Annotated in this window: 17 protein-coding genes and 2 pseudogenes; 6 read left to right on the top strand and 13 right to left on the bottom strand. The window is 69.8% G+C overall.

Going from position 1 to position 18,639, the window contains the following annotated elements:
* The first annotated feature begins 10 nt into the window (after positions 1-10).
* From B0I32_RS35490 to narI, 4 genes are read left to right on the top strand one after another with little or no spacing between them, the layout of a single operon-like run.
* Positions 11-3,625: a nitrate reductase subunit alpha gene (locus B0I32_RS35490; RefSeq protein ID WP_106247227.1), complete on the top strand. Its 3,615-nt coding sequence runs from the start codon at positions 11-13 to the stop codon at positions 3,623-3,625.
* Positions 3,625-5,256: a nitrate reductase subunit beta gene (gene narH, locus B0I32_RS35485; RefSeq protein WP_106247225.1), complete on the top strand. Its 1,632-nt coding sequence runs from the start codon at positions 3,625-3,627 to the stop codon at positions 5,254-5,256. Before B0I32_RS35490 ends, narH begins: the two co-directional genes overlap by 1 nt.
* Complete coding sequence (gene narJ / locus B0I32_RS35480) at positions 5,253-5,861, top strand: nitrate reductase molybdenum cofactor assembly chaperone (RefSeq protein WP_106247224.1); 609 nt, start codon at positions 5,253-5,255, stop codon at positions 5,859-5,861. The genes narH and narJ overlap by 4 nt, the downstream gene beginning before the upstream one ends.
* A complete protein-coding gene (gene narI / locus B0I32_RS35475) occupies positions 5,858-6,571 on the top strand; it encodes a respiratory nitrate reductase subunit gamma (protein ID WP_106247222.1) in 714 nt (237 codons plus the stop codon). The genes narJ and narI overlap by 4 nt, the downstream gene beginning before the upstream one ends.
* 37 nt (positions 6,572-6,608) lie before the next feature.
* Here the strand turns inward: narI and B0I32_RS35470 are convergent, their stop codons facing one another.
* Together B0I32_RS35470 and B0I32_RS35465 are read right to left on the bottom strand one after the other, a co-directional pair.
* A complete protein-coding gene (locus B0I32_RS35470) occupies positions 6,609-7,865 on the bottom strand; it encodes a nitrate/nitrite transporter (RefSeq protein WP_342751812.1) in 1,257 nt (418 codons plus the stop codon).
* 186 nt (positions 7,866-8,051) lie between these two features.
* Complete coding sequence (locus tag B0I32_RS35465; protein ID WP_106247219.1) at positions 8,052-8,582, bottom strand: DoxX family membrane protein; 531 nt, start codon at positions 8,580-8,582, stop codon at positions 8,052-8,054.
* Positions 8,583-8,817: 235 nt separating this feature from the next.
* Here B0I32_RS35465 and B0I32_RS35460 point away from each other — a divergent pair, with 235 nt between their 5' ends.
* Positions 8,818-9,333 (top strand): helix-turn-helix domain-containing protein, encoded by a 516-nt coding sequence (locus B0I32_RS35460; protein ID WP_106247217.1) that lies wholly within the window; start codon positions 8,818-8,820, stop codon positions 9,331-9,333.
* A 399-nt stretch (positions 9,334-9,732) separates the two neighbouring features.
* Here the strand turns inward: B0I32_RS35460 and B0I32_RS60280 are convergent, their stop codons facing one another.
* The 4 genes and pseudogenes from B0I32_RS60280 to B0I32_RS35440 form a co-directional block, all read right to left on the bottom strand.
* Positions 9,733-9,942 (bottom strand): tyrosine-type recombinase/integrase, encoded by a 210-nt coding sequence (locus B0I32_RS60280; RefSeq protein ID WP_245956212.1) that lies wholly within the window; start codon positions 9,940-9,942, stop codon positions 9,733-9,735.
* Between the two features lie 602 nt (positions 9,943-10,544).
* Positions 10,545-10,790, bottom strand: a pseudogene (locus tag B0I32_RS61780) (recombinase family protein); the annotation flags it as partial.
* Positions 10,791-11,005: 215 nt separating this feature from the next.
* Complete coding sequence (locus B0I32_RS35445; protein WP_219912169.1) at positions 11,006-11,656, bottom strand: TetR/AcrR family transcriptional regulator; 651 nt, start codon at positions 11,654-11,656, stop codon at positions 11,006-11,008.
* A gap of 19 nt (positions 11,657-11,675) precedes the next feature.
* Positions 11,676-13,130 carry an MFS transporter gene (locus tag B0I32_RS35440; RefSeq protein ID WP_106247214.1) on the bottom strand — a complete coding sequence of 485 codons (1,455 nt, stop codon included), beginning with the start codon at positions 13,128-13,130 and terminating at the stop codon, positions 11,676-11,678.
* A gap of 148 nt (positions 13,131-13,278) precedes the next feature.
* Between B0I32_RS35440 and B0I32_RS35435 the strand changes: the two genes are divergently transcribed.
* The gene (locus B0I32_RS35435; protein ID WP_219912168.1) at positions 13,279-13,800 is read left to right on the top strand and encodes a hypothetical protein; all 522 of its coding nucleotides are present in this window, start codon (positions 13,279-13,281) and stop codon (positions 13,798-13,800) included.
* Here the strand turns inward: B0I32_RS35435 and B0I32_RS60275 are convergent.
* From B0I32_RS60275 to B0I32_RS56775, 7 genes and pseudogenes are all read right to left on the bottom strand, one after another.
* Entirely contained in the window at positions 13,757-15,223 is a 1,467-nt protein-coding gene (locus B0I32_RS60275) for a hypothetical protein (RefSeq protein WP_245956211.1), read from the bottom strand. The two genes, B0I32_RS35435 and B0I32_RS60275, sit on opposite strands and share 44 nt — an antisense overlap.
* Positions 15,224-15,277: 54 nt before the next feature.
* Complete coding sequence (locus tag B0I32_RS60270; RefSeq protein ID WP_245956210.1) at positions 15,278-15,526, bottom strand: hypothetical protein; 249 nt, start codon at positions 15,524-15,526, stop codon at positions 15,278-15,280.
* Positions 15,527-15,593: 67 nt separating this feature from the next.
* Positions 15,594-15,791, bottom strand: a pseudogene (locus B0I32_RS61775) (DUF4158 domain-containing protein); the annotation flags it as partial.
* 29 nt (positions 15,792-15,820) lie between these two features.
* Positions 15,821-15,964, bottom strand: a complete 144-nt coding sequence (locus tag B0I32_RS56780) for a DUF4158 domain-containing protein (protein ID WP_146178432.1) — start codon at positions 15,962-15,964, stop codon at positions 15,821-15,823.
* A gap of 346 nt (positions 15,965-16,310) precedes the next feature.
* Positions 16,311-16,934, bottom strand: a complete 624-nt coding sequence (locus tag B0I32_RS35420) for a DJ-1/PfpI family protein (protein ID WP_106247211.1) — start codon at positions 16,932-16,934, stop codon at positions 16,311-16,313.
* A gap of 2 nt (positions 16,935-16,936) precedes the next feature.
* Positions 16,937-17,902, bottom strand: coding sequence for a GlxA family transcriptional regulator (locus tag B0I32_RS35415; protein WP_106247209.1), 966 nt, complete (start codon positions 17,900-17,902; stop codon positions 16,937-16,939).
* Positions 17,903-18,268: 366 nt separating this feature from the next.
* Positions 18,269-18,463, bottom strand: coding sequence for a hypothetical protein (locus B0I32_RS56775; RefSeq protein WP_146178431.1), 195 nt, complete (start codon positions 18,461-18,463; stop codon positions 18,269-18,271).
* Positions 18,464-18,639 lie beyond the last annotated feature (176 nt).

Raw genomic sequence — 18,639 nt, 5'->3', positions numbered from 1 at the left:
GGCCACTGATATGACAGGCATGGACGGACCGGTCAGCGACGCGCTGCTCAAGATGGGCCGGCATCTGCGGCCCGGGACAGTGTCGCCGGATCTCCGGTCGTTGTATCAGGTGGGCGGCCGGCAGGCGGACGCGTTCTACCGGGACCGGTGGAGCCACGACAAGGTCGTGCGCTCCACGCACGGCGTGAACTGCACGGGCTCGTGCTCGTGGAAGGTCTACGTCAAGGACGGGATCATCACCTGGGAGGCGCAGCAGACCGACTATCCGAGCGTCGGCGGCGACCGGCCGGAGTACGAGCCGCGCGGCTGCCCGCGCGGCGCCGCCTTCTCCTGGTACACCTACTCCCCCACCCGGGTCCGCTACCCCTACGCGCGCGGCGTGCTGGTCGAGATGTACCGAAAGGCCAGGGCGCGGCTGGGCGACCCGGTCGCGGCGTGGGCGGAGATCACCACAGACCCGGGCAAACGGGAGAGGTACCAGTCCGCCCGGGGCAAGGGCGGCCTGGTGCGCGTCACCTGGGACGAGGCGTGCGAGATCATCGCGGCGGCCCACGTGCACACCATCAAGACCTACGGCCCCGACCGGGTGGCCGGCTTCTCCCCGATCCCGGCCATGTCGATGGCCTCGCACGCGGTGGGCGCCCGGTTCGTCTCGCTGATCGGCGGCGCGATGTTGTCGTTCTACGACTGGTACGCCGACCTGCCGGTGGCCTCGCCGCAGGTGTTCGGCGACCAGACGGACGTGCCGGAGTCGGCGGACTGGTGGGACGCGGCGTACCTCATGCTGTGGGGCTCGAACGTGCCGGTCACCCGCACACCTGACGCCCACTACATGGCCGAGGCGCGCTACCACGGGCAGAAGGTGGTGGTGCTCGCGCCCGACTACAACGACGCCGCCAAGTTCGCCGACGAGTGGCTGGCCCCGCATCCGGGCACGGACGGCGCGCTGGCCATGGCGATGGGGCACGTGATCCTCAAGGAGTTCTTCGCCGATCGGGACACCCCGCGGTTCACCGACTACGTCAAACGCTTCACCGACCTGCCGTTCCTGGTCCGGCTGCGGGAGCGGGACGGGTCGTACGTGCCGGACAAGTTCCTCACGGCGGCGGACCTCGACGAGCGGGAGAGCGCGTTCGCCACGGTGCTGCTGGACGCGCGGACCGGCGAGCCGGTCGTGCCGAACGGCTCGCTCGCCTTCCGCCACTCCGAGCAGGGGCAGGGCCGCTGGAACCTCGACCTGGGCGAGGTCGATCCGCTGCTGAGCGTCCTCGGGGGTGAGGCGGTCCCGGTGGCGCTGCCGCGCTTCGACGCCGATGGCGTCCTGGAGCGGGGCGTGCCGGTGCGCCGCGTGGGCGGCCACCTGGTGACCACGGTGTTCGACCTGATGCTGGCCCAGTACGGGGTGGCCCGCGACGGGCTGCCAGGGCGGTGGCCGTCGGGGTACGACGACGCGGCGGAACCGTACACGCCGGCCTGGCAGGAGACGATCACCGGCGTGCCGGCCGCGGCGGCGGCCCGGATCGCCCGCGAGTTCGCCGCGAACGCGGAGGAGTCGGGCGGCCGCTCGATGATCATCATGGGGGCGGGGACGAACCACTGGTTCCACTCCGACACGATCTACCGCGCGATGCTGGCGCTGACCACGCTGACCGGCTGCCAGGGCGTCAACGGCGGCGGCTGGGCCCACTACGTCGGCCAGGAGAAGTGCCGGCCGATCACCGGATGGGCGCAGCTCGCCTTCGGGCTGGACTGGTCGCGCCCGCCCCGGCAGATGATCGGCACCGCCTACTGGTACCTGCACACCGACCAGTGGCGTTACGACACCTACAGCGCCGACGTGGTCTCCTCGCCGCTCGGCGACGGCATGTTCGCCGGCCGGGCCACCGCCGACCTGCTGGCGCAGTCGGCCCGGCTGGGCTGGATGCCGTCGTACCCGACGTTCGACCGCAACCCCCTCGACCTGGCCGACGAGGCGGGCGCCGAGCCGGGAGCGTACGTGGCCGAGCAGGTCGCCGCGGGGCGGCTCGGCTTCGCCTGCGAGGACCCGGACGCGCCGGAGAACTGGCCGCGCGTGCTGACGATGTGGCGGGCGAACCTCCTCGGATCCTCGGCCAAGGGCAACGAGTACTTCCTGCGGCACCTGCTGGGCACGGACTCCGCCGTACGCGCGGAGGAGGCAGCGCCCGATCAGCGTCCCGAGGGCGTCACCTGGCCGCAGGAGGCGCCGCGCGGCAAGCTGGACCTGCTGCTGTCGCTCGACTTCCGGATGACCTCCACGACGCTGTTCTCCGACATCGTGCTGCCCGCCGCCACCTGGTACGAGAAGCACGACCTGTCCTCGACCGACATGCACCCGTTCGTGCACGCCTTCACCCCCGCCATCGACCCGCCCTGGCAGACCCGCACCGACTTCGCCGCCTTCCACGCCATCGCCCGGGCCTTCAGCGAGCTGGCCAGGACGCACCTCGGCACCCGGACGGACCTGGTCGCCGTGCCGCTGCTGCACGACACCGCCGACGAGCTGGCCACCCCGCACGGCCGGGTGGACGACTGGCGCGCGGCGGGACGCGTGCCCGTGCCCGGCCGCGACTTCCCCAAGATCGTCGCCGTGGAGCGCGACTACGGGGCGGTGGCGGACAAGATGGCCGCGCTCGGCCCGCTGCTGGAGCGGCTCGGCGCCACCACCAAGGGCCTGACGTTCGACGTGTCCGGCGAGATCGAACGGCTGGCCCGGATGAACGGCACCCGGGAAGGCCGCCCGTCGCTGGCCCGCGACCGCGACATGTGCGAGGCCATCCTGGCGCTGTCGGGCACCACCAACGGCCACCTGGCCGCGCAGGGCTTCGCCACGCTGGGCCGCAGGACCGGGACCTCGTTCGACGGCCTGGCCGACGAGCACAAGCAGATCACCTTCGCCGACACCCAGGCCAGGCCGGTGCCGGTGGTCACCTCGCCGGAGTGGTCGGGCAGCGAGAGCGGCGGGCGCCGCTACTCGCCGTTCACGATCAACGTGGAGCACCGCAAACCCTGGCACACCCTCACCGGCCGCCAGCACTTCTACCTCGACCACGACTGGATGCACGAGGCGGGCGAGGCGCTGCCGATCTACCGGCCGCCGCTGAACATGACCGCGCTGTTCGGCGAGCCGGGCTTCGGCGCGAGCGAGCAGGGCGTCGTCGTGCGCTACCTCACCCCGCACTCCAAGTGGTCCATCCACTCCGAATACCAGGACAACCTGCTCATGCTCACCCTGTCGCGCGGCGGCCCGACCATCTGGATGAGCCCGGCCGACGCCGCCAAGGCGGGCATCGCCGACAACGACTGGGTCGAGGCGGTCAACCGCAACGGCGTCGTGGTGGCCCGCGCGGTCGTCTCGCACCGCATGCCCGAGGGCACGGTGTACATGTACCACGCCCAGGAACGGGTGGTGGACGTGCCCAAGAGCGAGACCTCCGGCCTGCGCGGCGGCATCCACAACTCCCTGACCCGGCTGCTGGTCAAGCCCACCCACCTGATCGGCGGCTACGCCCAGCTGAGCTTCGCCTTCAACTACCTGGGGCCCACCGGGAACCAGCGCGACGAGATCACCGTGATCCGCCGCCGCGGCCAGGAGGTCGACTACTGATGCGCGTGATGGCACAACTGGCCATGGTGATGAACCTGGACAAGTGCATCGGCTGCCACACCTGCTCGGTCACGTGCAAGCAGGCGTGGACCAACCGGGCCGGCACCGAGTACGTCTGGTTCAACAACGTCGAGACCCGCCCCGGCCAGGGCTACCCCCGCACCTACCAGGACCAGGAGCGGTGGCGCGGCGGCTGGGAGCTGAACCGGCGCGGCCGGCTGAAGCTGAAGGCCGGCGGCCGGGTCAGGAAACTCTTCTCCATCTTCGCCAATCCGCTCATGCCCTCCATCCAGGACTACTACGAGCCCTGGACGTACGACTACGACCGGCTCTTCTCCGCCCCGATGCAGGCCGACACGCCGGTGGCGCGGCCCCGTTCGCTCATCAGCGGCCGGCCCATGAAGATCAGCTGGAGCGCCAACTGGGACGACAACCTGGCCGGCGACCCCTCCCCCGACCCCGTGCTGCGCAAGGTGTCGGACCAGGTGAAGCTGGAGTTCGAGCGGGCGTTCATGTTCTACCTGCCGCGCATCTGCGAGCACTGCCTCAACCCGTCGTGCGTGGCCTCCTGCCCGTCGGGGGCGATGTACAAGCGCTCGGAGGACGGCATCGTGCTGGTGGACCAGGACCGCTGCCGGGGCTGGCGCATGTGCGTGACGGGGTGCCCGTACAAGAAGGTGTACTTCAACCACCGCACCGGCAAGGCCGAGAAGTGCACGTTCTGCTATCCGCGGGTGGAGGTCGGCATCCCGACCGTCTGCTCGGAGACGTGCGTGGGACGGCTGCGTTACATCGGGCTCGTGCTGTACGACGCCGACCGCGTCGCCGAGGCCGCCGCGACCCCGTCCGAGCGGGACCTGTACGAGGCGCAGAAGAGCGTCCTGCTCGACCCGCACGACCCCGAGGTGATCGCCGCCGCCCGCGCCTCCGGGATCCCCGAGGACTGGCTCGACGCCGCCCGCGAGTCCCCGGTGCACCGGCTGATCTTCGAGTACGGGGTGGCGCTGCCGCTGCATCCGGAGTACCGGACGATGCCCATGGTCTGGTACATCCCGCCCCTGTCCCCCGTGGTGGACGTGCTGGCGAAGACCGGGCACGACGGCGAGGACGCGGGCAACCTGTTCGGCGCCATCGACGCGCTGCGCATCCCCGTCGGCTACCTGGCCGAACTGTTCACCGCCGGCGACCCGGAACCGGTGCGGGCGGTGCTGCGCCGGCTGGCGGCCATGCGCTCGTACATGCGCCGGCTCAACCTCGGCCGGGAGCCGGACGAGTCGATCGCCACCGCCGCCGGCCTGCGCGGCGAGCAGGTCGAGGGCATGCACCGGCTGCTGGCCCTGGCCCCCTACGCCGAGCGGTACGTGATCCCGAAGGCCCACGCCGAGCAGGGCGCCCAGCTGGAGGAGCTGGGGTGCAGCCTCGACTACGACGGCGGCCCCGGCATGACCGGCCCGTTCGGCGAGGCGTCCGGCCTGCCCGCCCCGGTGGCGGTGGAGAACTTCCACGCTCTGCGCGAACGCCAGACCGGCGAGAACCTGGACGACGCCGACGAACTGCGCGGCCGGGTCAACCTGCTCAACTGGGACGGCAAGGGCACCCCGGACGGACTGTTCCCCAGGAGGAAGAAGTGAGCGTGCGAACCGTCCACCTGGTGGCCTCGGTGCTGCTGGGCTACCCCGACGAGCGGCTCCACGACGCGCTCGGCCTGCTGCGGAAGGAGGTGGACGGGCTGCCGGCGGGCACGGCGCGCGAGCGGCTGTCGGCCTTCCTCGGTCACGTCGCCGCCACGCCGCCCGCCGAGCTCGCGGCGCACTACGTGGCCACGTTCGACCTCAAGCGGCGCTGCTGCCCGTACCTCACCTACTACGCCTACGGCGACACGCGTAAGCGCGGGGCCGCGCTGCTGCGCTTCAAGCACGCGCTGAAGGCGGGCGGCTTCGAGATCGCCGACGGCGAGCTGCCCGACCACCTGGCCGTGGTGTGCGAGCTGTCGGCGCGCGGCGCCGTCCGCGAGGCCAGGCGGCTGCTGCTGGAGCACCGGGCGGGCGTGGAGGTGCTGCACACCGCGCTGTGCGAGGAACGTTCGCCGTACGCGGACGTGGTCGCCGCCGTGCTGGCCACGCTGCCCCCGGCCGGGGCGCGCGAGCAGGAGGCCGCGCTGCGGCTGGCCACGCAAGGGCCGCCCGCCGAGGCCGTCGGACTGGAACCCTACGCGGTGATGGAGGCGGGCCGATGAGCGTCCTGCTGTGGGTGGTGCTGCCGTACGTGGCGCTGACCGTGTTCGTGCTCGGCCACGTGTGGCGTTACCGCTACGACAAGTTCGGCTGGACCACGCGCTCCTCCCAGATGTACGAGTCGCGGCTGCTGCGCGTCGGCAGCCCGCTGTTCCACTTCGGCATCCTGGTCGTGGCGCTCGGCCACGTCGGCGGCCTGGTCATCCCCAAGAGCTGGACCGAGGCCGTCGGCGTGAGCGAGGAGCTCTACCACCTGTCCGCCGTCGTCCTCGGCACCGTCGCGGGCGTCGCCACCGTGGCCGGCCTGGTCATCCTCATCTACCGGCGGCGCACGGTCGGCCCCGTCTTCACCGCCACCACCCGCAACGACAAGCTGATGTACGCGGTCCTCGGGCTCACCATCGCCCTCGGCCTGGCCGCCACCGTGGTGGCCAACCTGGTCGGCGAGGGTTACGACTACCGCACCACGATCTCGCCGTGGTTCCGGTCGATCTTCACCTTCCAGCCGGAGCCGGCGCTGATGGCGGGCGCGCCGGTGCTGTTCCAGCTGCACGCGCTGAGTGCGCTGGCGCTGTTCGCGATCTGGCCGTTCACCCGGCTGGTGCACATGCTCACCGCGCCCGTCGGGTATCTGACCCGGCCGTACATCGTCTACCGCAGCCGCGACGAAGGCCGGCCCGCCGCGAAGCGCGGCTGGGAACCGTCCCGCTGACCGGCCTCGTCGTGTCCCGCCCTCGTGTCCCGCCTGCTCAGCCGGCGGGCACCTGCGGGGCGGTCGGCGCCTGCCGGGCGGCGGTCAAGGACCGCACCGCGGTCAGCGTCAGCACGACCGCCAGCACGGCGGTGCCGGCGAGCAGGGCCAGGCCGAGCCCGTACGAGCCGAGCCGGCCGTAGATGAACCCCATGACCAGCGGCGGCACGAACCCGCCCAGCCCACCGGCCGCCCCGACCAGCCCGGTCACCGACCCCACCTTGTCGGCCGGGGCGACCTGGGCCACGAGCGCGAACGTGGCGCCGCTGCCCGCGCCGAGCGCCGCCGCCATGGACAGGAACGCCACCGTGCCGACCGGCATCAGCGCGGGCGTCAGCGCCTGCACCGCCGCCATGACGGCGACCACGGTGAACACCCCGGCCAGCACCCGTACCGGACCGATCCGGTCCGACAGCCAGCCGCCGAGCGGCCGCATCAGCACCGCCAGCGCCACGAACCCGGCCATCCGGTAGGCGGCGTCGGCCTGCTCCAGGCCGTACCCGGTCTGCAGGTAGGCCGGCAGGTAGACGGAGAAGGCGACATATCCCCCGAAGGCGACGGCGTACAGCAGGCATGCCTGCCACGTGATCGGCAACCTCGCCGTGGCCGCCAGCCGGGCGAGCAGCGGCTGTCCCGCCACGCTCCGCCCGGGCGCGTCCCGCAGCACCAGCCACGCCACGACCGCGTACAACGCCAGCACGACCGCCGTGATCACGAACGGCAGCGCCGCGCCGCCGCGCTCGACCAGCCCGACCGTGGTCAGCGCGCTGACGGCGGTGCCGCCCATGCCCGCGCCGAAGATCCCCACGGCCAGCCCGCGCCGGTGCGGCGGGAACCACGCGTTGACGAACGGCACCCCGACCGCGAACGCGGTCCCGGCCACGCCCAGGAAGAAGCCGCCGGCCAGCAGCGCGGCCAGCGACGTCTGCCCCGCCACGCCGATGAACAGCACGGGCACGATGGTGACGGCCGACACCAGCGGGAACATCACCCGGCCGCCGTACCGGTCGGTCAGCGCGCCCACGGGGATCCGCCCCAGCGAGCCGACGATCACCGGCACCGCGACCAGCAGCGCCTGCTGCGGCGCCGACAGGCCGAGCAGCTCCTTGAAGCGTGGTCCTAACGGGCTGAGCAGCGCCCAGGCCCAGAAGTTCACCGCGAACCCCACCGTCGCCAGGACCAGCATCAGCATGGCCCGGCCGTCCGTCTTCTCCGTCACGTTTCCCCCGGTCTCCGCCATCGAGCTCCGCCTCATCTCGATCGCTCCGTCAGCCAGGCACCATCACGTGCCTCTCGGCCGGCGACCGCGCCGATCATCGGCGTCCGGACATGTGTCCAGGGCCCGGGGCATCCGTCCATTCGTACGATCATGTCTTCCTCCTCGCGTTCTGACCGGCGAAAGCCCGCCCTGCGGGGCAGGGCGGGCGGGTGGCCGGGGTGGTCACCTGAGCCACGGGGTGCGGCGGACGACGGGCAGGTTGCCCAGTCCGAGGGTGCCGCCGGCGCCGGCCAGGGCCAGGCCGATGAGGACGATGGCGTAGACGATGTGGTCGTCCATGAACGGGTTGGTGGTCAGGGGCAGCTCAGCCGCCCACATCAGCAGCAGCATCGCGGTTCCCGCGCCGGCCGCGATCCGGGTGCCGATGCCCAGCACGAGCGCCAGGCCGACGCCGGCCAGACCGGCCATGAACAGCCAGTCCACCCATGCCTGTCCGGCCAGGGCCGAGAAGAGGCCGCCGAGCGCGTTCTCGCCGGTGCCCTTGAGGAAGCCGGTGGTCGGGCTGCCGCCGTTGATCCAGGCCTTGGCCGCCGGGGTGGCGAAGCCCCAGCCGAAGGTCTTGTCCAGGAACGCCCACAGGAAGATCCAGCCGAGCGAGATCCGGGCGAGCGCCCAGACGTAGTCGGCGGGGGTCTTGTGCTCCGCCTTGTCCACGCTGATGTGCGTCATGGGCCGGTTGATGGTGGTGGCCATGGCGGGCCTCCCCTTTCCTGATCTTTCGCGCTTTCCTGTCTCACCTCCATCACACCGTTCGCGGCGGCCGGCGCTCAGTGCCGTACGACCCGAGGCGGAAGGACCTTGGTCCCCGCACAGAGGCCCGTGCTGAGGAACAGAAGGCCCCCGTCCGGCGGGGCGGGTGGCTGGGTAGCCTCGCCTGGGGCGGCTCGCATCAGCTGTCACCCCTGTCCGCACCGTCGAGGAGACACTCATGACTCATCCGGGCGATTTCGGGCGTCGTATCACCCATCACCGTACGAAGCTGAACCTGACGCTGGAGGAGGTGGCCGATCGTGCGGACATGTCGGCCGGATGCGTTCAGCGCCTGGAGGACCACCTTGGCGCCCCCGACAGGGGCACGGTGACCCGGCTGGCCAAGGCGCTGGAGACCACGGAGGAGGCTCTGCTGGGCGGAGGGTATGAGCGCTATCAGGTGCACGACGGCGCGATGGTCTTCCGCACCGCCCACGGCGGCCCCATGGACCAGGACCTGCGCACGGGTGTCGAGGGCGTGGAGATCGAGATCGGCTTCCAGGTCGACCGAATCGACGAGGCACGGCGCGAGGGCTGGAGCGTGCTCGTCCAAGGCCCCGCCCACCACGTACCCGACGATGAGGCGGCCACGGTGAGCGGCGCCGACGTCACCCCTTGGGCGGGCGGCGATCGGCACCTGTACATCCGCATCGCGCCCCACCAGATCACCGGCCGCCGCACCCACGGCCTCTGACCGCGCACCCTGACGGCATCGGGTGTGGAGATGAAGACACCCGCCGAGTGATCGAACGGTCCCGTCCGGCCCGGAGTCGCCGCCTTCTGCGGCCGGAGCATCGTGACTGCCACTCTCCGGTGCCGGTCGGGCCGCCGCGGGGATGGGATTCTCTCGCCTCGGCGGGTGTCTTCCTTCATTCTCGTGACGTGCCCCCGGCCGGGAAAGGGCCGTTGGTCCTCGCCTATCGGACGAACGGCCCGCGCAGGCTGTGACTTGGATCGGTTGAGGTCGTGATTCTTGGATCGGTCTTTGTCGTGGGGGTCACCACAGTGATCACCGAGCACCAGGGCGGATGGAGCGATCACCTTGTTTGAGCTGCCTGGGATGGCGTCCGGGGTCCGGCCTCGTGACTGGGCCTCAGTGTCGGCGGCTGGGCGGGGCGAGGTGCTCGCTGACCTTGGCGATGGCCTCAGGGCCGGGTTTGACGTAGCGCATGGCGGTGCGGGGGTTCTTGTGCCGGGTCTTGCCCATGATGAGCTCCAGCGGGACTTCGGCTTCACCGAGGTGGGTAGCGGCGCTGTGGCGCAGCTGGTGCAGGTCGAGCCCGGCGTAGGTGTCGAGCAGCACCCGGACGCGGTCGTAACCGAGGCGGCCCCGGCCGATGTGCGGTCAGATGTCGGCGGCGGCCGGGCGGCGGGCGGGGACGGGGCGGCGTTCGGACACCGGAACAGCGGGCCGTGCGTGCGTGAGCTGCCGTCCGGGAGCCGGAGCAGGCGGGGCAGCAGGTGGGCGGTGCCGCTGTCCCAGTACACCCACTCTACCGCGCCGCCCTTGGACCGGACGGGGGTGCGGCGGTGCTCCAGGTCGAGGTCCTCGACGTTCACTGCCAGGATCTCACCCGCTCTGGCCGCCGTTTCATAGAGCATCCGCCACAGCGCCCGCTCACGCAGTGGGATGTCACGGCGCGACAGAAGCCGGTGGATCGCGGTCTTGGCGACCGCGCGGGTCTCGTCGGCGCTCTCCTTGCGGCGCTCAGCGTCGGCCGGAACCGACGGCGCGGCCCAGTGCTTCTTGGTGCGGTACCAGGACAGCCAGGAAACGATAGCGGCGCGGTTGCGGTTCCAGGTCGCCGTCGTGCTTGCCCCCACAGCTCGCTGAGCGCTTGCCCGGCGGCCTTCGGGTGTGGTGGTGTCGATGTTTTGATCCAGCGCCCGCAGGCCGGCGCCGGCGCCCTGGACGCGGTCGGCGATCTGTTTGAGCATCTTCACCGAGCGGCGGAGCCAGTCCAGCTTGGTGAAGACCAGGACGTCGCCGACGCGCAGCGCGTCGAGGGCCTTGTCGAATGCGGGGCGGCTGGACAGGGTGCCGCTGATCGTGTCGATGTAGGTGCGGTCGCATCCGGCGGCCTGCAGTCGGTCGCGCTGGGCGTGGGGGTTTGGGTCGCGGGTCGAGACACGTCCATAGCCAAGATCCATGACAGCACACCGTTAACCGACAAGATTATTAATGGCTGCCCCGCTGCTACTCAAGCCTGTCGTATGGGGTGGGCTTCCGTACGGTCGAGAAGGCGTTGGCAGCACGGGCAGCGTGTGCTGGTGCGGACGTAGAGCGAACTCTGCTGCGGCGTGTCGGCACCCATGGTGGCCGATGGACCGCAACACGGCCGTGAATGTGTGATGGTCCTGGTCCTTCAGCCTCTACGACGCCGACGGACTGTCGCTTGTGGAGGCCGCAAGGCGGGCAACAAGGTCGCTTCGAGTACGTCGGCGGCAGTGTTCTGCTTGAGGTGTCCGGTGTTGACGTCGGCGGCGGCGGCGTGCAGCAGGCTGTAGACGGTGGTGACCAGCCAGTTCAGTGGGAGGTCGGTGCGGAAGGCTCCCTCCTGCTGACCGCGGATGAGGAGTTGCTCGACACGGCTCATGGCTTGGTCGTGGTGCTGGCGCAGCACGGCGGGGTCGAGTTCGCGTTGGGCGATCTCGAACAGTCGGCGGTGCCGGTCGAGGACGTGCCAGGAGATGTGCAGCAGCCTGCTGAGGGCGTCGACGGCGGGGCCCTCGTTCGGGGCGGCGGTGTCGATGACGGCGCTGGCCAGGGTGATGGTGTGGTCGAGGACGGCTTCCAGCAGTACTTCCCGTGAGGGGAAGTGGGCGTAGAGGGTGACCCGTCCGACTCCGGCGGTGCGGGCGATCGCCGTCATACTCGCCTGGGGTTGCTCGGTGAAGCACACGAGCGCGGCGTCGAGGATGGCGGTGATGTTGCGTTCGGCGTCGGCGCGGCGCCGGGGCGCACTCTGCTTCTCCCCGGCGCCGTCTGGTTGATGGCCCGTGTCCGTGGTTCCCACGATGACCCAGCCTAGATGGTCAGTGGGCGAACACGGGGCCGTCGGTGGCAGGCGGGCGGCCCGCTGGTATCAGCCACCCGGCGGCCGTGGCCATGATCACGGCTGTTACGGCGGCGGCGGTGAACGCCGCGCCGAATCCGGTGACTGATGCTGGGCCCATGGGCATGGTGTCCAGGCTGGCGGCGGCGATGGTGGATACGAACGCGATGCCCAGGGTGGCGCCGAGTTCGTGTCCGGTGTTGATCAGCGCGGAGACCATGCCGGCGTCGTGCGGATCGACGTGCGCCATCACGGTGATGGTCGCAGTGACGAACGTCGCGCCCAGGCCGAGCCCGGAGATGGCGAAGCCGGGCAGAAAGTGGACCAGTGCGTTGCCGTCGGCGGGCAGCTGGGCCAGCAGCAGCGCGCCGATCGCGGCGAGGAGAAACCCGGCTGCGGCAGCGGGCCGTCCGCCGAATCGCCCGACGATCCGCACCCCCAGGTGCGTGCCGAGCCCGATGACCAATGCGGCGGGGAGGAAGAGCAGCCCAGTGCTCAGCGCGCTCAGCCCGAGCACGTGCTGGAGGTATTGAGAGCCCAGGAAGAAGTGGGCCAGCAGCAGACCGGACGCGGTCAACATGACTAGGTTCCCTGCGGCCACGGGACGCCGGGCCAGCACTGCCAGGCGCACCAGCGGCACCATCGTGACGCGCTCGATCAGGACGAACACCACCAGCAGCACGACGCCTGCGGCGAGGGCGAGCAGCGTCACCGTGTCGCCCCAGCCGGTGTCGCCTGCCCGCACCAGCCCGTAGATCAGTGAGCCGACGGCGAGGGCGGCGGTCACCGCGCCCGGCACGTCGATCTGGGTCGCGTGGCGGGTGGAACGGCCGGAGGGGACCACCATCGGCAGGGTCACGGCGACCAGGATGCCGACCGGTACGTTGATGAAGAACACCCATTCCCAGCCGGGTCCGGCGGTGAACACCCCGCCGAGCAGCACGCCGATGGCCGCGCCCGCGCCGCCGATGGCCGCCCAGACGCCGAGCGCGGGATTGCGGTCCGGGCCGTGGAAAGTCGTGGTCACGATCGACAGGGCCGCGGGTGACAACATTGCCGCACCGATGCCCTGCGCGGCACGCGCGGCAACGAGCATGGCCGCGTCACCGGCCAGCCCGGAGACGAGCGAGGCGAGGGTGAACACCGCCAGCCCGGCCAGGAACACGCGCCTGCGGCCGAGCGCGTCGGCCATGCGCCCGCCGAGCAGCATCAGCCCGCCGAAGCACAGCGTGTAAGCGGTGATCACCCAGGTCAGCGCGGTCCGGTCCAGGTCGAGCCGGTCGGCGATTACCGGGAGCGCGACGTTCACCACCGTCACGTCCAGGATCACCATGAACTGGGCCAGGCACAGTAGGACCAGCACCAACCAGCGCCGAGACGTTCGCTGCCCGTCGGCTGCCGCCAGGTGGTACCTGGCATGTGGGGTCTGATTCATCAACCCTCCTAAACTGAACATATGTGTTCGACTTAGGATATGGTCGAACTTGCGATAAGTCGAACAGCAGTGTCTAGATAAGGTGTGGTGAGGCAGATGGCCAGCGGACGACGGGCCGACCATGGAATGCGGGAGCTGGCAACCGGCGGTGCTCCAGCAGGATGGGTACTCGCTGCACGACGCCGGCCCCGAGGAGGCTCACCCTCTGCTGGCCCGCTCCTGGCGGCCGATCATGCGTAGCGATCCGGCGTTGGGCACGGACACCATCGTCGTGCTGCTGCCGGCAGGGCTGATCTTCCTGGGGGCATTGGTGCTAGGCGTCTGGAAGCACCGGCAGATGGTCCACTCGGAACAGCACGTGGCCCACCCCTATGTGGACATCGCTCACAGGGCTGCGCTGCTCTATTCGTTCGCGACGCTGCTGATCGCGGTGTTCGTCGAGCTGAGTGGCTGGCCGCCGGTGGTGAATCTCGTCGCGGCCGGCGTCGTAATCCTGTTCTTCGTCGCGGCGATCGGAACCTACATCTACCATGGCTGGCGCCAGGACACCGACAACCAGCTTCGCCATCCCGTCCGCGGTACGGCTGCCTTCATGTCCGCACTGATCGTCGGCGAGATCGGCGGCGTCACCGTCCTGTTGGCCGGATTCGTCCAGGCGCAACTGTTGTGAACCACCATGCCGGGAGGTGCTCGATGCTCGACGTGGTGGTCGTTGGAGATCGGGTTGGCGGGCCACGCGGCAGTTGATGCGCTGAGGCGGATCTACGCCCCCTCTTCGTCGTCGTCCTCGTCGCCTGCGGCGTCCGGGTCGCGCAGCTGCCGGCGCCCGCCCGGCAGCTGCGGCAGCGCGAACGAGTACTTTCCATACACGTTCTTATCTGGACATTCGCTTGGGATGACCTTGGAGTTTCTCCTCTTTGACGCGTCTTCGTCGCATACGTTGGCCCACATCCCTGCTGCCGCAAGGCGGGGAGGCCGAGATGCGGGTCGTCAGGGAGCGGGATGGCAGGATCGTCCGCCGGGTTCGGCCGGTCAACGATGAGGGAGAGCCGGTGGGGCCGGTCCGCCGGCTCCTGGATCACCTTCGGGACAGGGAGTTCTCGCCGAACACTCTGAGCGCGTACGGGTACGACCTGAAGTACCTGTTCACCTTCCTCGATCGGGAGAGCTTGGACTGGCAGGACTTCCGGGCGCCCTCGCGATAGGCCGCATCCAGGCCAGCCAAGTGAGTGGCCAGCAGCGCGCCGGGGTCCTCGGGCAGGCCCCGGGGCGGTCAGCACCGGTGTTTTGACCGCAGCCCACTCCGCACCCTCCAGCAGGTGCGCGTTCAGATCACGCCAGCGCAGCGAGGTCTCCGCGTAGATCTCCCGGCGTTTGAGATGCCGGTGGAACTGCTCCAGTACGCAGAAGGTGTAGGCGTTCTTGTCCACCGCGCCACCCGGATCGGCCGGGTGGCCGAACACCAGGCGTTTCCACGGCCCGGTCACCACCTGCGCGTGCGTGGTCTTGGTGGTCCATTTGCGGCTGGAGTCCAGCTGGGCGGCCAGGCAGCGCATCGCCCGCAACACCTCGATCCCCTCGGCGTTCGCGCCGAAAGCGATGAGAGTCGGCAGCAGCTTCACAAACCCGCTGACCGTGGCGATCCGCCCGGCTATCTCCGCTCGCCAGCCGCCGTCGTCCTCGGCGTCCGGCGGCGGCACTATGCCGGTCACCGTGGCCACCGCCGCCCGCAACTCCGCGCGGGGAATGACCATGTCGATCGCGTCCCACACCTCGGCCGGCCGGATCTCCTCACCCCAGCCGGTAGCCTCCAGTAACACCTCCACCGCCACCACCAGCCGGGCCGAGGCCTTGGCCAGCTTGGGCGCCCGGCGCACCGTGCCCTTGCCGGCCGCCCGCTGCGCCTTGCCCAGCAGTTCGGTGACCATCAGCAGGTCCAGCAGTTCAAGGCCGTCATCGACCGTCTTGGCCTCCAGATGGCGCACCGTGGCCAGCAGCGTGGCCGGCTTGCGCGCCTCGGGGTGGCGCTTGAGCTGTGAGGGCTTGGCGCCTATGCCGTAGCGGGCCGGCTCCGCCAGCCGTCGGCGCGGCATCTGCGTGCCCAGCTCGATTTTTCCGAACCCCGCCTGGCAGATCTCCCTGACCAGCTACAGCGTCTTGACCATCTCCGGTCTCGAGGCTCGCGCCGGCCCGGTGCGCCAGCGCTCCAGATCCGACATCCGCATCCCCGGTCGGATCTCCGGCACCATCATCAGCACCTGGCGCTGCTCGGGCGTCGGCACCTCGTTCAAGGCGTCCCACAGCCGCGCAATCGCCTGTTCGCGTACGTGGGCGATCAGGCGCGTCAGCGTCGAGATGCCCGGCAGCAGCACATCGCGCTCGGCCAGCCATTTCACCGCCGTGGAAGATCGCGGTGCGCCCTTCCTCGAACATCCACGCCCGCGCGTCCACCCACGCGGTCAGCTCGTCTTCGACCTCGGCGAAGTCCCGCAGTCCAAAGACACGCCGGATCTCCCACATGTGGTCCAGACGAGTCTTCTCCCGCTCGGTGTAGCGCTTCACGCACAACGGATCGGCGATCTCCAGCTGTTCGGCGACGAAGTCCATGACTTCCGTTGGCACGTCCAGCGGATCGGTGAGAAACGTGCGCAAGAAACGCACCGTCCCGAGCTGCAAGGCAAACCCGAGTTTCAGGTGCCCCCGCGCCGTTTGGCGATCAGGGCCTTGCCTGCGTCATCGAGGAAGAAGACCCTCTCCAATTCGGCCCGCGACGGAGGACCGTCGAACCGTCCGTATTTGGCTACGACGTCGTCATTCAAGAACTCCACAGGCACGGCCCGCAAGGTAGGGCCAAACATAATCAATTTTCCGGAGAGTCCTGGAATCGTTACACAGCGTTCAATTGGCGCGCCTGTTGAAGACCGATTTAGGTGTGCGATGGAACGGAATCCGGCGTTACCGCTTCAGGGAACGCAGGCTGTGAGTACGGCCTGGACCAGGTCGACCACTCGCTAACGCCGGATTTCGTTCCACTGTTCTCCGGCCCCCATGTCACGGTGGCGTGCCCGCTGTGCCACTCAATCGTGATCACCCAAGACGGTGCGACGCTCAGGTGCGCCACGGATGCACGATGAGCCGGGTCACGATTGCTGGAACGGGTGGCTGCTGCTCGTTATGCGGTCAGAAGATCAGGTTCAGTGCGGCCTCGCGCCGGAAGGCGGGGGCGGTATGAGGGTTGCCGGCGTTGAACGGCGGTTGGGGGTCGTATTCGATCGCGAGCTGCACGGTCCGCGCCGTCTCCTCATCCTGCGCCTCGGCGAGGAAGGTCAGCGCCATGTCGATGCCGGAGGAGATTCCAGCGGCTGTCACGATTTTGCCGTCGAATACGACGCGTTCCTTGACGTGTTCGGCGCCGACGGCGGGAAGCTGCTCGGCCCAGCCCCAGTGGCTGGTGGCTTTACGACCGGCCAGCACACCGGCCGCGCCGAGGACGAAGGAGCCGCTGCAGACCGAGGTGGTCCATCGGGTGTGCTCGTGCGCGGCGCGGATCCAGGACAACAGTTGCTGGTCGCCCATGGCGGCCAGGGTCCCCGGGCCTCCGGGTACCAGGATCACGTCCGGCCGGGGCAGGTCGGCGAAAGAGGCGGTAGCGGTGATCGCGAGGCTGGCTTTGTCGTCGATGACTGGGCCGGGTACGGCGGCCACGAAAGTGACCGTCCAGCCCGGCGCGAAGGCCAGAACGGTGTAGGGGCCGACCGCGTCCAGGGCGGTGAACCGGGGGTAGAGAGGGATGGCGACGTGCATGGTCAGTTCTCCTGTGTCTGGAACCGGCGGCGGTAGTCGCCGGGTGAGATCCGCCAGTGTCGGCGGAAGACGCGGTAGAGGGTTTCCGGCGTACCGAGCCCGGATAGGCTCGCGATGCGGTCGAGCGGATGGCCGGTGCTCTCCAGCAGTCGGCGAGCGGCGTCGGCGCGGCTGCGCTCGACGTATCGGCCGGGAGAGACTCCGGTCTGGTTGGTGAAGATCCGCGAGAAGTGGCGCTCGCTCATCCCTGCGCGCCGGGCCAGTGCCGGCACGCTCAGGTCATCGGCGGGGTTGGCGTCGATGAAGGCTTGGAGTTCGCGCAGCGGCTCGGTGCGCGGTGTGCCGGCCCTCATTGGGGTGCTGAACTGGTCTTGCCCGCCCGGCCGGTGCAGGTACACCACGAGCCCGCGGGCGACTTTCCGGGCCAGCGCGTGGCCGTGGTCCTCGGCCACCAGCGCGAGCGTGAGGTCGATTCCGGCGGTGACTCCGGCCGAGGTCCAAACCTCCCCGTCCCGGATGTAGATCGGATTGGCGTCCACCGTGGTAGCCGGGTAACGGTGGCCGAGGTCGGCGGCCGCCATCCAGTGCGTGGTCGCCCGTCGGCCATTCAGCAGCCCGGCCTCAGCCAGCAGGAAGGCTCCGGTGCAGACCGACGCGACCCGGCGGCTCACATGCGCCAGCCGGGCGATCTGCTCAACCAGCTCCCGATCATCCACGCAGTCCGGGATCTTCAGGCCGCCCAGCACCAGCAGCGTGTCGACCGGCCCTTCGACCTCGCGCAGGGCTATTGCCGCGTCGATCGCGATCCCGCCGTGAGCCGCCACGGCGCCAACGCGCACCGCGGCCACCTCCACCCGGTAGCCGCCCTCCTGGGCGAACAAGCTCGCGGTCTCGAACACGTCCACTGGCCCGGCCAGATCAAGGAGCTGGAACCCGTCGAAGATCACCACAACCACTCGTCGCCGCATGACATTCATCCTGGTCAGTGACGTGGATGGCGTCAATGACACAGGTATTGCAAATTAGGCCATGGACAGGTTGCCGATCGGCGCTCAGGTGACGGCTATCCCAGAAAGTGACAGCTACCGCGAGCGTCAAAACGATCATGAAACCTTAAAACGCAAGCACGTACATGGTCGCGGCCGCATTGGATCCGTTGGTAAGAATCGCGCCACATGACCCAGACGAGAGGCATAGCCGCAGCAGCTCATGCTGTGCAGTTGCGGGACGCCGCCAAGATCGGGTTCGGTCGGACGTTCGAGGTGAGTCTGGCGCGCAGCAACGTGATCACGATGCGTCGGGCGTTTGCGCAGCCGCCTGGGCCGGCTACTGCATCAGCTCGGTGTGCGGATGCTCGGCGCTGCCGGGCAGAGGTAGAACTGCTGGTTGTAGCCGCGGCCGATCTGGACCGCGGCCGGGTTACTCGGGTCGGGGTAGCCGTAGCCGGTGGACGATGCGGCGGCGGGTGGGGCCAGGACCAAGGGGCCGGGTTCGCGGCCGAGGGGGAAAGCGCAGGCAGGTGATCTCACGGGAGTGGCCTGCGCCGGACGCGGGGCACCCCTCGTGCCCACGTGCTGCGGTGGTCACAGGGGTGCGCTCGCGCGGAGGCGGGCGTGGCGGGCGGGTGAGTGTCGTGAGTATCCATCAACGGACCGCTCGGCATCCTGAAGCCCGGCGCGACGGGTTTGCCCCGTCGCGCCGGGCA

It is taken from the genome of Nonomuraea fuscirosea, from assembly GCF_003001935.1.
GTDB classification, from domain to species: Bacteria; Actinomycetota; Actinomycetes; order Streptosporangiales; family Streptosporangiaceae; genus Nonomuraea; species Nonomuraea fuscirosea.
Note: the sequence above shows the minus strand (reverse complement) of the source record. Positions and strands in the feature narration are given on the sequence as shown.

Bases quoted from the DNA above. Each gene is read 5' to 3' on its own strand.
- B0I32_RS35490 (WP_106247227.1), top strand. From the start codon at position 11: ATGACAGGCATGGACGGACCGGTCAGCGACGCGCTGCTCAAGATGGGC.
- narH (WP_106247225.1), top strand. From the start codon at position 3,625: ATGCGCGTGATGGCACAACTGGCCATGGTGATGAACCTGGACAAGTGC.
- narI (WP_106247222.1), top strand. From the start codon at position 5,858: ATGAGCGTCCTGCTGTGGGTGGTGCTGCCGTACGTGGCGCTGACCGTG.
- B0I32_RS35470 (WP_342751812.1), bottom strand. From the start codon at position 7,865: ATGAGGCGGAGCTCGATGGCGGAGACCGGGGGAAACGTGACGGAGAAG.
- B0I32_RS35465 (WP_106247219.1), bottom strand. From the start codon at position 8,582: ATGGCCACCACCATCAACCGGCCCATGACGCACATCAGCGTGGACAAG.
- B0I32_RS35460 (WP_106247217.1), top strand. From the start codon at position 8,818: ATGACTCATCCGGGCGATTTCGGGCGTCGTATCACCCATCACCGTACG.
- B0I32_RS35440 (WP_106247214.1), bottom strand. From the start codon at position 13,130: ATGAATCAGACCCCACATGCCAGGTACCACCTGGCGGCAGCCGACGGG.
- B0I32_RS60275 (WP_245956211.1), bottom strand. From the start codon at position 15,223: ATGCCGCGCCGACGGCTGGCGGAGCCGGCCCGCTACGGCATAGGCGCC.
- B0I32_RS35420 (WP_106247211.1), bottom strand. From the start codon at position 16,934: ATGCACGTCGCCATCCCTCTCTACCCCCGGTTCACCGCCCTGGACGCG.
- B0I32_RS35415 (WP_106247209.1), bottom strand. From the start codon at position 17,902: ATGCGGCGACGAGTGGTTGTGGTGATCTTCGACGGGTTCCAGCTCCTT.